Here is an 11,424-nt window from a genome sequence, read left to right as displayed (position 1 = left end):
GAGGCCGGGACGAAGAAGGCGCGCTCCCCCTTGCAGTGGGGAGCGCGCCGGGTTGTTCGGGCCGGGAGTTAGGCGAGGTCGCCGGACTTGATCCCGGTGACCAGCGCGCCGAGGTCGGCGGTGCTCACGCGGAGGCTCGCATAGCTGTCGGCGACAGGAGACTTCGTGTCCCCCAATGCGACATCGCCGCCGACGACGGCGACCGCCACGCAGTTGCCGTTGCCAGAGCCGTTGCTGCGGCTGCTCTTTCGGAACAGATCACGCGACCAGCGACCGGTGGTGCCAGCACCATGACTCATTGTTCCACTTCCTTCAACTTCTTTGAGACCTGCACAATCGTCTGCTTCTCAGGCAAGGCGTCCTGCCAAAGCAGGTCGTAGATGCCTGTAAACGAGTCTATGTCAGGGGTCTCCGCAACGACCGCGCCCACAGGAGTCTCAACATGCAGCAATGTGGGCCATGACTCATGCATCTCTAGGATCGTGAAGCTGCTGGTTACACCACGGATGTTGTGCGCCGCCGAGGCCATTGGGAAGATCCGAATCTCCACATTTGGAAGCTCTTGGAGCTCAAGCAGATGCTTGAATTGCGAGGCATGTACCGATGCCGGTACTCCAGGAAGTCGCTGGTGAAAAACCGACTCATGGATCAAGAATCGAGCGGCCGGACCGGCGGACCTTCGCAGAAGCGCCCCACGCTGGAGCCGGGCCTCGATCAGGTTCGCGATCTCGCCTTCCGAGAGATCACCTGAGCCAGCCCGAATGAGCGCCTCGGCGTAGTCGGGATGCTGAACCAGGCCAGAGAAAACCGAGGTTTGGAAGTCATGGATCGCCTGCGAGTTGTTCTCCGCCCATACGAAGTCAGCGAACGCCTGGTCGGAGACCAGGCTGTCCCACCATCCTCGCTGAGCGACATTCTCGGCGATGTGGACAAGCTTCGCTCGTTCAGCACGCTCCGCCACACCGAAGAGGTCCATCAAACGCAGCAGCGTGTCGGTCTTCACCGGGAAGGTTCCGATCTCGAACCGGTTGACCGTCGTCGTGCCGCAATCGAGGTAGTCGGCGACATCCTTGATGCCGAGATCCTTGTTCTTCCGCAGGTCACGGAGCTTCTGCCCCAGCCACTTCGCCCGCCAGGTGGGACCTTTCGGTTCAGTCATCTCGCCTCCTCGGGGAACTTTCGTAGACCCTAACACCCAAAAAGTCAGCAACACTCCACAGATGGCCTTGACACGACAAGTGGTACTACACCATCATTATGGAAGTCGCGTCAATGATCGCGACGAGAAGCCTGGTTCTGAGGCTTGGGTGGGATGACTTGCAGGGCAAGGGTTCCGTTGGGTGGAGCGGAGCCTTGCCGCCTTCCCGGGCCGGGCCCGTCCGGTCTGGTGGCGCCTCGGCGCCGGTGGGACCGGGCCGGGCGGGCATCTACAACCGCACACATCAACTACACATGGCTGCACACAGACAGCGGCCCGCCGAGAAAGCTTGGAACCTAGACCGGCGGGCCGCGCAACCTAGAGAAAGCGAGGCTTCTCATGGGTCTTATCAGCGTACCTTCCGATCCAATCCCCGGCTGGGCCAAGATCGACCTGCAACTCCACGAACCCATCCGGAGCTGGTTCGGGTTCGGGCGCTTGCGTTGTGCCTGGTGCGGCGCTCCCTGGGGCCGTCACGGTTGCCCCGAGCGCGAATTCGCAGCCCGAGTCTTCATCGCCGCCGCCAGCGCCGCCCAGCGAGAGGCCGCGCTCGTCTCAGGGGAACTCACCGACGCCGACCTCCAGCTCCGCTGGTCGCGCCCGACCCGCCACCGCCGGAGGCCCAAACCCGTTCCCCAACCTCGCCCGCTGCTCGGGGTGGTGGGCTGATGAGCAACCGCACGCCGACCGACCGCTCGGTCATGATCCGTCGCGGCGGGCACTGCTTCCGCTTCATCCCCGACCTCGCCGAGGGCGAAGTCCGCATCATGCTGCTCTACAGCTCCCAAGCCGAACCGGTCGGCGTGGTCCGCTCCCTCCGAGGAGCCCCCACCGCCGACCTCGACGACGGCTGCCCCACCGAACTCCGCACCGACGCCCTCCGCCTCGCCCGCGAGGTCTTCTTCCGCGCCGACTACCAACAAACCTGCTTCACCCAAGCCAAAGCCGCCATCCGCAAGCGCGCCAACCAACACCGAACCAGCTAAGCCCCGGCGACGACGGCGGTACCAGAGGTACGCCAGATCTACAGGGCCTCCGATCACCGCCACTGCGCCGCATGGCCGGGGTCTGCGCTCGGCCTCGGGGTGTGTGGTGGGGAAGGTCAAAGGCGGCAGCGACAGCGAGCCGGGTGGTCGGGTGGGGTCGATCGGTGGCATTCGGGTGTGTGGTGGGGAAAGTCAAAGGCGGCAGCGACAACGGGGTGAGTGGTCGGGTGGGGTTGGTTGAGTTGCTTTGCGGTGCTTGGGGTTCGGGTCGAATGTGAGTGTTGTGTACCCCTGTGGGTGATGACGGTGACCCGTGGTGGGTGGGATGATTGGGGTACGTACAGGGACATGGTTTTCGTACGGGTGGCGTGTTGGGTGCAAGCAGACTAAGCCAAGCCTCTGGCCCGCTCGTCACTGCGGCGAAGATCGAGCCGACCATCTCGCGCTCCCGGTTTGCTTTCGGGGGTGGGTCGAACTCAATCCTTGGTGCGATCGGGTTTGGGTCGCTTCCGGCAGCTTGTCTCAGAGCGGGACATGGGATCAGGGAGGGCCCAGAGATCACTTGGTCGGGATCACCCTGGCCAGGAGGCAGTGTCGGTAGAACGAGGCACACCGTATCGAGGCGGTCAGGACTGGCAAGGGAGCACGACACTCCCTCACCGGGTATCCACTCCCGGGCCAGACCACTCGAGACAACCACGACGCAGCGATGAGGGCAACCTGCTACGGCCTTGCCACGGAGACAAGGACACCGCACCACCCCCACGCACGCCGTGTACCGGCCCACACCGCAAGGCGAGGGCCACCTGAAGCGAGGGCACGAAACCGACAGGCCGAAGGCCCGACACGCCATGGCTTGCCACCGCGAAGGTGAAGAGCCGAAGCGGCATGGGCGCAACGCCAAGGAGGCGGAGCGCCGAGGCCGTATGGGCCAGGGCCGAAAGGCACCAGGCCTGAGGAAGAGTGGGCGCGACGCCGAAAGGCCGAGGGCCGAGGCAGCATGGGCACGAAAAGCGAAGGCCACCACCGGTCAAACCCGGCATCACGAACCCGGGTCACGAGGAAGCGGAAGGAGGTGAACAGCGATGCAGCACACCACGACCATCAGCATGTCCGACACGGGAACCGCGACCGGCACTTCCACCATGCCCACCGCGACCGCCAACAGCCACACCACCACCGCCACCGACGCTCCGGGACACACCCACACCCACGCCGGCCAGGCCACGACAACCCAAGCCGCACCGCACTCCACCTCTTCATCGCCGCCGCCCGAACCCCGCCCCGATCGGACCTAGCCCCGACAAACAGCCCGCAGCGCCCTCTCGCCCCTTCGTCGCTGCCGCCTGAACCCGGGCCCAAACCGGCCCGGCCCCGAGAACAGCCCGCACCATTCCCCCACCTCTTTGTCGCTGCCGCCCGAACCCAGCCCCGATCGGGCCTAGCCCCGACAAACAGCCCGCAGCGCCCCCTCACTCCTTCGTCGCTGCCGCCCGAACTCGGGCCCAAACCGGCCCGGCAACGACAACAACCCGCGCCAACCCCTCACCTCGTTGTCGCTGCCGCCTGAACCCCAACCCAAACAGACCGGGCAGCCGCAGAACCCGCCCGGCCCAGCGGCCACCTCGTTGTCGCCGCCCTCACTAACCCCAACCCCACCAGCCTCGAAGCCGAACGCCCACGGACAGATCTCCGGGCAGGATTTTCAGTCGAACTGGTGCATGCAGGATGCCTAATAGGACTGCGATACTGATACATACACATGTTCGCAGAGCCCGCGTCCAACCCCTGATCATGCCTTTCGAACGGAGATCCATGCCGCGTACCCGTTTCGGCGACAGCGCCATCGAGCAAGAAGTCCTTGCCCAACCCCAGTACCGCCGGGCAGTGTGGGGAGCGCGGATCGCATTCCCCCTCTGGGTTGCCTGCATGCTCGGCTTGGTGATTGATTCCGGGGCATGGAGCCCGGAACTGCTCGGTTGGCTCTTCCCTGTGACCATGGTGCCGCTCGGATTCGCCGTGTTCAACGTGTTTGTCCTCAACGCGTTCATCACCGGCGACAAGGGGTATCGAACATTGCCGATCTCAGCGCCCGCCGCCAATGACCTGTTCTGGCGCACGGTCAACCAGATGTGGCTCGAAGCGCTGTTCATCACGCGAAGGAAGCGAATCAACGGGCACGGACCGAACACCTAAACCGGCACCGACAGTCCTTCCCGACTGAGCCACGCTCTTCGGCAAGTTGGTTCTCAGAAGGCGGCCAGGTTGAGGGTGATGAGCACTGCGGAGAAGGCGAGGGCTGCGAGGAGCATCAGGGTGTATGACGCAGCTGTGGCCTTGGTCCATTGGCGTTTTGTTGCTGTGATGATGAAGGTCAAGGTGGTCAGCAGTGTCAGGCCGACCGTTCCGATTGACAGGGCCGCAACCGTCGTCAGTTCTGCGGAGGCGGTGCTCAGGTGTTGGTTCATCAGGTTCATGTCCGTCATCAGGGTCATCATCAGGGTGAGCATGCCCAGGGCGGTTCCTGCGAGGAGCCAGGCCAGGACTGCCGTCGCCGTGCGCAAAGCCGGGTTGCGGTCGCCTCTGCGGAAGAGCTTCACGATGGCTCGGATGGTGAGCGTCAGGAAACCGACCACGAGGATCAGTGCGCCGAAGGCCAGACCCGCGAGGTGGATCGGGGCCGAGTCGTACCAGGGGACGGGGGTGTAGGCCCTGGTCGGGCTTTCGCTGGAGAGCATCAGGCCGTCTGCGGTGAAGGCGATCGTGGCGGTGCCGTCTCGTTCCTGGAACAGGTCCTCGCCTACCGGGACCCAGTGCCGCTCTTCGGATGAGAGACCGGTGGTGACCAGCTCGCCTTGCTCCGCCCGCACGGTCACCGGGTCGAAAACGCGGATCAGTTCGGTGAAGTCGGAGTTCGAGGTGCGGGTGCTGACGTACTCGCCGGTGTAGCGGTCGAGGTCGCCCACCTCGACCGGGGCGAGGGTCGGCGGGTCGGGGAGCGCGCCGAGTTCGGTCAGGACGTCGTCGAGGATCGCTGAAGCGTCGTCCTCCACGTCGCCGTCCGCCGGGCCGTCGCCGTTGTATCCCAGGTAGAAGCCGATGCCTTGCTCGGGGACGAGGACCATCGCGTTGTGGTAGCCGGGGACGTCGCCGCCTTTGAACCAGACGCCCTCGTTCGCTCCCGCGAACTCTTCGAAGCTGAAGCCCATCCCGGGCATGCGGTCGTCGGGGCCGAACTGGCGGGTGGTCATCTGCTCGGCCACGCCCTCGCCGAGGGCCGGGTCCCGTTCGATCACCGCGATCATGAAGCGGCTCATGTCCTCCACCGAGGTGAGCACCCCAGGGCCGGAAGGCGTGCCCGGGGAGAGGCGGCCCGCGGTCGGGATCTGACCCTCCGCGTACCGGTAGCCTTCGGCGACCTCAGCGCCCTTGGCGGGCTCGGCGCGGACGACCTCGCTGTCCTCCATGCCGAGCGGCGCGAACACGTGCTCGGCCACGTAGTCCTCGTAGGACTGCCCGGAGGCCTCCTCGATGAGGACGCCCGCGAGCACCATGTCGTAGTTGTTGTAGGTGACCACGGCCCCGGGTTCGCGCCGCCGCTCGGGGACGGCCTCCTCGGCGAACTCGGCGAGCGTCGGCATGTCCTCGGGCGCCCAGCGACTCCAGCCGAGGATGCCGTCCTCGAAACCGGAGGAGTGAGTGAGCAGGTGCCGCAACGTGATCGGCTCGCCCGGGTAGGTGTCCGGGATCGCGAACCCGGTGAGGGTGTCGTTGACGTCGGCGTCGAGGTCGAGCGCGCCCTCGTGCACGAGCTGAAGCGCCGAAGCGGTGGTGAACAGCTTCGCGATCGACCCCGTGTAGTACGCGGTGTCCGCCTCGAACGGCGCTCCGTCCACGACGGCCTCGCCGTAGGCCTCGGTGAGCACCGCCTCGCCGTCGACCACCAGCGCGGCCGTCGCGCCGGGGAGTTCGATGTCCTCCAGGAACTCGGCCATGCGGGCGTCGATGAGCTCGGCGACGGGAGCGGGGGCGTCCTGGGCGTTCGCGGGCGCGGCGGTGAGCACGGCGCCGAGGGCCAGCGCCGGGACCAGGAGGGATGCGGGCTTGATCATGCCTAGAACGTTATTGGGACACAGGGGTTCTCCCAATGCAGCAGACCGGCCGGTGTCCGGTAGGGCAGGCCCTACCGGTGAGATCGACGAGTATCAAGACGGTCTCGACGCTGGACTTCAGGGTGCCCGGTAGTCCAAGATGAGGCCATGTGGCCCCGATCGACCGATCTCATCCCTCCGGGGAGGGCCTCGTGCATCCCCTGATCGGCTACCTGATCGCCGTGGGGCTCTTCGCGATCGGGCTCTACGGCGTCCTCACTCGACGCAACGCCGTCATGCAGCTCGCGGCCGCCGAACTCATGCTCGGCGGCGTGCACCTCGTGCTCGTGACCACCGACCTGGTCCAAGGTTCGCTCACCGGACAGAGCTTCGCGCTGTTCATCGTGGTCATCGCGGCCGCCGAGGTCGGAGTGGGGCTGGCGCTGATCCTGAACCTGTGGCGCGAGCGGGCGAGCATCGACACCGACGACCTTCCCGAGGAATCGTCCGGCGGTGAACGCCCATGACCGCCGCCGTGCTGCTCGTCGCCGTCCCGGCCCTGCTGGGCCTGGTCGGGCTGCTCGTGCGCGACCGAGGCATCGCCCGAGTGCTCGCGGTCGCGGGGCCTTCGGCGGCACTGGGCGTCGCGCTCTGGTGCGCGTTCGCGAATCCGGTGGGCGCTTTGACGTTGGCGGACTTCGGTTCGGTGCAGGTGTCGGCGGCGTTCGACCTCTCCCCCACCGCCGTCGCGGTGGCGCTGGCCTCGGTGTTCGTAACAGTCTTGGTGCAGGTCTACTCGGCGGCGTACCTGAGGGACGATCCGCGGTATGCGCCGTTCGCGGCGCAGGTGAACCTGTTCCTGGCCGCGATGCTGCTCGTGGTCTGCGCCGACGACCTGGTGCTGCTGCTCGTGGGCTGGGAGGTCATGGGCGCGTGCTCGTACCTGCTCATCGCCCATTACGCGAAGCTGCCCGCCGCGCCGGGCGCGGCCGCGAAGGCGTTCTTGGTGACGCGGTTCGGCGACGTGGGCTTCGTGCTCGGGGTGATGATCCTCGGGGCTGCGGCCGGGACGTTCCGCATCAGCGAGATCGAGGTCGGCGGCGGGACGGCAACGGCCGCGATGCTGCTGATCCTGTTGGGCTGCATAGGGAAGTCCGCGCAGTTCCCGCTCCAGATCTGGCTGCCGCCGGCGATGGCGGGCCCGACCCCGGTGTCGGCGCTGATCCACGCCGCGACGATGGTCGCGGCCGGGGCGTACGTGCTGACGCGGCTGCTGCCGCTCTGGCCCCCGCAGCTGCTGCTGGCCGTGGCGGTCACGGCCGCGGTGACGATGGTCGGGGCGGGCCTGTGCGCTCTGGCGGCGCGGGACCTCAAGGGCGTGCTGGCGTGGTCGACGGTGAGCCAGGTCGGGTTCATGTTCGCGGCCGTGGCGGTCGCGGCCGGTGACGCGGCGCTGTTCCACCTGGTCTCGCACGCGGCGTTCAAGGGCCTGCTGTTCCTGGCGGCCGGGGTGGTGATCACTTTGGCGGGCACGGGAGGTTCGCTGCGGGACACCAGGCTGCGGCCGCGCGAGGCCCCGTTGGCGTTCTGGGCGGTCACGATCGGCCTGGCGTCGATGGCGGGCCTGCCGCCGCTGGGCGGGTTCTACTCCAAGGAGACGGTGCTCGGCGCGGCCTACGAGGCGGGGACGCCCGCGGGCGTGGTCGTGTTCTGGGCCGGGGTGGTGGCGAGCATCCTGACGGCGGCGTACGCGGCGCGGCTGTGGCTGCTGCTGTTCTGGCGCGCACCCATGAAGCGAAGTCCACTCCCGACGGTGTCGCGATCTGAGTCGTTGAGCCTGTGGGCGTTGATGGTCGCGACCGTGGGCATCGGCGTCGTGTATTACACGGGGCCGTTCCGCTTGCCGCCGCTGCACTTCGACTTGATGGCGTTGCTGCTGCTGGCGACGGCCGGCGGGGTCGCGGTGGTCGCCGACTCGTGGTGGCGCGACCGCTCGCGGGCGAAGCGGCGCGGCGGCACCGACATGGACCCGGCGCGAATCCTGGGCCGGGCGCGACCGGCGCTCGCTGAGGGGTTGTACGGGGAACGCTTGGCGGCCAAGACGACGCGGGGATTGGCGCGGGCGGCGAGCTTCGCGGCGTCGGCGTTGGACGAGCACCTCGTGGACCGGACCGCGGTGGAGGGCTCGGCGCGGGCGACCTTGGCGGCGGCCCGCGAGACGGCGGCCGGGCACCGGGGCGGGCTCGTGCGGTACCTGCGGATCAGTGTGGCGGGCACGTTGGTGGTCGCGGTGGTGGCGATCGGGGTGAGCTTGTGGCACGGGTAAGGGCAGCGGGCGGCACCACCGGGACGGCGACGGCGAAAAACCGTACTCTCTTGCGACGCTTGGGAGGCCGCTAATGAGCGCGCTTCTCGTTGTGGCCGTGGCGCTTCCACTCGTCGGATCGCTGGCCGTGTGGGGGTTGCGGCGCGAACCGTTTGCGCATCGAATTGGCGTAGCCGCTGCCGGGCTTTCACTCGTCACGGTCGCGTTGCTGCCGATCGGGCGCGCGGGGAGCGGGTGGTGGCATGAGCTCGGGTTCGCCTGGGCCCCTTCGCTGTACCTGGACTTCGCGCTCGCGGTCGACGGCATCTCGTGGCCGCTCGTCGCGCTGACCGCGCTCCTCGGACTGCTCTGCTGCCTCCACAATGCACTCCATCGCGACACGTCGGCGACCCTCACGTCACTGCTGCTCGCGGTGCAGGGCGCTTCGACGCTCGTGTTCCTTGCCGACAACCTCGTCCTGTTCTTCATCGCCTTCGAGGCCGTGCTGCTGCCGATGTGGGCGATCATCCACCACTTCGGCAATCCGGCCGCGCGGCGGCACGCGGCCGCCAAGTTCGCGCTGTTCACCGTCGCCGGATCGCTCCTGATGGCCACCGGGCTGTTCGCGGCGATCGCCGACACCGGGAGCGCCGGGCTGGGGGCGATCATCCGCGGCGGGGGCGTCTCGGCCGATGTGTCGCTGCTCGTGTTCGCCTTGCTGGCCATCGGGTTCGCGGTCAAAGCGCCGCTGTGGCCGCTGCACTCGTGGCTGCCCGACGCGCACACCGCCGCGCCGACCGTCGGGTCCGTGCTGCTCGCCGGGGTGCTCCTCAAGCTCGGCACGTACGGGCTCATCCGGGTCGCGGGCGGTCTCGCGCCCGAAGGGGCCGCCGAGGCCGCGCCGGTGCTCGCCGTCCTCGCCGCGCTCGGGATCCTCATCGCCGGACTGGTGTGTCTGCGGCTGCCCGAGCTCAAGCGGCTCATCGCGTACTCCTCGGTGGGGCACATGGGGTTCGTGGTCCTCGCGTTCGCGGCCGGAACGGAGGCGGGCATCCGGGCGGCCCTGTTCGGGAACCTCGCACACGGGCTGATCACGCCGCTGCTGTTCTTCCTCGTCGGCGCCGTCAAGGACCGCACCCACACCGGGCGTCTCGATGCCCTCGGCGGGCTTCGGATCGCCGCGCCCGCGCTCGCCGGGCTGCTCGGGTTCGGGGCGCTGGCCTCGCTCGGGCTGCCGGGCCTGGCCGGGTTCTGGGGCGAGGCGTTCACCGTCTACGCGGCCGCCGAGCGCGGCGGGGAGTGGATCGCGCTGGCCGCTGCGGCGGCGTTCGGGGCGTTCCTGGCCGCGGCGTATCTGCTGCGGATGCTCAAGCGGGTGAGCCACGGGCCGGTGGCTCCGGCGGCGCTCGGGATCGGCGACGTGCGCGTCGCCGAGGCCGCGATCTGGGCCCCGCTGGTGCTCGGGACGCTGGTGCTCGGGCTCGCGCCGGGGCTGGTGCTGCACCTGTTCGCGGGAGGGCTGCTGTAGATGCGGGTCCAACAGATCGACCACGCGGCGCTGCTGCCGCTGTACCTCGCGGCGGGGGCCGCGGTGCTCGCGTTGTTCGCGGGCCGGTTCGCCAAGGCGGCCATGATGATCGGGCTCGCCGCGGCCGGAGCGGCGGCGGTGTGGGTCGGAGTCGGTCCGGTGCGGGAGACGTTCGCCGTGGGCGAGTGGCACTCCTATGTGGCCGATGCTCCCGCGATGGGCGCGGCGGCGCTGTTCGCCTCGCTCGCGGTCCTGGTGGCGGCCCTCAGCGGGCGGCAGGCGAGCGAGTACTGGTTCCTGCTGGCGGCCTCGGCGGCGGGCGCGATCGCGCTCGCGGGGGCGCGGGACCTGATCGGGCTGATCGTGGCGCTGGAGACGTTGACGCTGCCGCTGTACGTGCTGGTGACGCGGCCGGGCCGCGCGGGCGCCGAGGCGGGGGTGACGTTCCTCATCGCGTCGGTGACGTCCTCGGCCACGGCGCTGATGGGCGCGGCACTGCTGTACGCGGCGGGCGGGACGGTGCACCTTGGCGGGTTGGCGGCCGAGCTCGCGGGCGCGCACGCGGGGCTGACGGCAGCCGGGGTGGCGCTGCTGCTGGGCGGCTTGGCGTTCAAGCTCGCGGCGGTGCCGCTGCACGCGTGGGCGCCGCTGGTGCTCGAACGCGCGCCGCTGCCGGTGGCGACGTACCTGGCGAGCGCGTCGAAGCTCGGCGGCGCGGTCGCGGTGGTGTGGGTCGTCCATTTCGGGCTCGCCGGAGCGCCGGAGGCGCAGCGGAGCGCGGGCCTGGTGCTGGTGGTCCTGAGCGTGGGCTCGATCGCGGTGGGGAACCTGGCGGCACTGGTGCAGCGCCGGACGGTGCCGCTGCTGGCCTGGAGCGGGGTGGCGCACGCGGGGTATGCGCTCGCGCCGTTGGCGGTGCTGACGACGGCGGCGGGTCGGATGGACGCGGCGGTAGCGGCTTCGGCGGCGTTGGCGTACGCGGTGTTCTTCGTGCTGTTGGAAGCCGGGGCGTTCGCGGCCCTGACGGCAGTCCGCCCGCAGACGCAAGGAATTTTCGCAGCTCAAGAACGTCGTACCCCTGAGGAAGTATTGAAATCGGGGGATCCCCAGGGGTCCGATTTGAAGGCAAATGCCGGAAAAGCCGGAATCATGGCGGCGGTGAGCGGAGCCGGAAGCGGCGCGGGCGGTCGCGTCGTGAGCACGCGAATCGGCGGCGAGGAGGCGGGCGACGCGGGCGACGCGGGCGACGCGGGCGACGCGGGCGACGCGGGCGACGCGGGCGACGCGGGCGACGCGGGCGACGCGGGCGACGGACG

At 68.8% G+C, this 11,424-nt stretch carries 10 protein-coding genes; 7 read left to right on the top strand and 3 right to left on the bottom strand.

What is annotated here, in order from left to right; all coding sequences use genetic code 11:
- Positions 1-68: 68 nt before the first annotated feature.
- Together AB0B28_RS21255 and AB0B28_RS21250 are read right to left on the bottom strand one after the other, a co-directional pair.
- A complete protein-coding gene (locus AB0B28_RS21255) occupies positions 69-299 on the bottom strand; it encodes a DUF397 domain-containing protein (RefSeq protein WP_360124233.1) in 231 nt (76 codons plus the stop codon).
- Complete coding sequence (locus tag AB0B28_RS21250) at positions 296-1,159, bottom strand: helix-turn-helix transcriptional regulator (RefSeq protein WP_360124230.1); 864 nt, start codon at positions 1,157-1,159, stop codon at positions 296-298. Before AB0B28_RS21250 ends, AB0B28_RS21255 begins: the two co-directional genes overlap by 4 nt.
- Before the next feature lie 707 nt (positions 1,160-1,866).
- Between AB0B28_RS21250 and AB0B28_RS21245 the strand changes: the two genes are divergently transcribed.
- From AB0B28_RS21245 to AB0B28_RS21235, 3 genes are all read left to right on the top strand, one after another.
- Positions 1,867-2,184 carry a hypothetical protein gene (locus tag AB0B28_RS21245; RefSeq protein WP_360124227.1) on the top strand — a complete coding sequence of 106 codons (318 nt, stop codon included), beginning with the start codon at positions 1,867-1,869 and terminating at the stop codon, positions 2,182-2,184.
- A gap of 1,085 nt (positions 2,185-3,269) precedes the next feature.
- A complete protein-coding gene (locus AB0B28_RS21240; protein ID WP_360124224.1) occupies positions 3,270-3,482 on the top strand; it encodes a hypothetical protein in 213 nt (70 codons plus the stop codon).
- Positions 3,483-3,999: 517 nt separating this feature from the next.
- Positions 4,000-4,380 (top strand): hypothetical protein, encoded by a 381-nt coding sequence (locus AB0B28_RS21235; RefSeq protein WP_360124221.1) that lies wholly within the window; start codon positions 4,000-4,002, stop codon positions 4,378-4,380.
- A 53-nt stretch (positions 4,381-4,433) separates the two neighbouring features.
- On the opposite strand, the gene AB0B28_RS21230 is transcribed toward AB0B28_RS21235, so the two are convergent.
- Complete coding sequence (locus tag AB0B28_RS21230; RefSeq protein WP_360124218.1) at positions 4,434-6,296, bottom strand: serine hydrolase domain-containing protein; 1,863 nt, start codon at positions 6,294-6,296, stop codon at positions 4,434-4,436.
- A gap of 191 nt (positions 6,297-6,487) precedes the next feature.
- Here AB0B28_RS21230 and nuoK point away from each other — a divergent pair, with 191 nt between their 5' ends.
- The 4 genes from nuoK to AB0B28_RS21210 form a co-directional block, all read left to right on the top strand.
- The gene (gene nuoK / locus AB0B28_RS21225) at positions 6,488-6,802 is read left to right on the top strand and encodes an NADH-quinone oxidoreductase subunit NuoK (protein ID WP_360124215.1); all 315 of its coding nucleotides are present in this window, start codon (positions 6,488-6,490) and stop codon (positions 6,800-6,802) included.
- A complete protein-coding gene (locus tag AB0B28_RS21220) occupies positions 6,799-8,601 on the top strand; it encodes an NADH-quinone oxidoreductase subunit L (RefSeq protein WP_360124212.1) in 1,803 nt (600 codons plus the stop codon). Before nuoK ends, AB0B28_RS21220 begins: the two co-directional genes overlap by 4 nt.
- 73 nt (positions 8,602-8,674) lie before the next feature.
- Entirely contained in the window at positions 8,675-10,108 is a 1,434-nt protein-coding gene (locus tag AB0B28_RS21215) for an NADH-quinone oxidoreductase subunit M (RefSeq protein WP_360124209.1), read from the top strand.
- The coding region (locus AB0B28_RS21210) for a proton-conducting transporter membrane subunit (protein WP_360124206.1) at positions 10,109-11,424 on the top strand (1,316 nt) is incomplete at its 3' end.

Source organism: Glycomyces sp. NPDC046736, assembly GCF_040645615.1.
Classification (GTDB): domain Bacteria; phylum Actinomycetota; class Actinomycetes; order Mycobacteriales; family Micromonosporaceae; genus Glycomyces.
The sequence above is the reverse complement of the archived record's forward strand: the minus strand, read 5'-3'. Positions and strand labels throughout refer to the sequence as shown.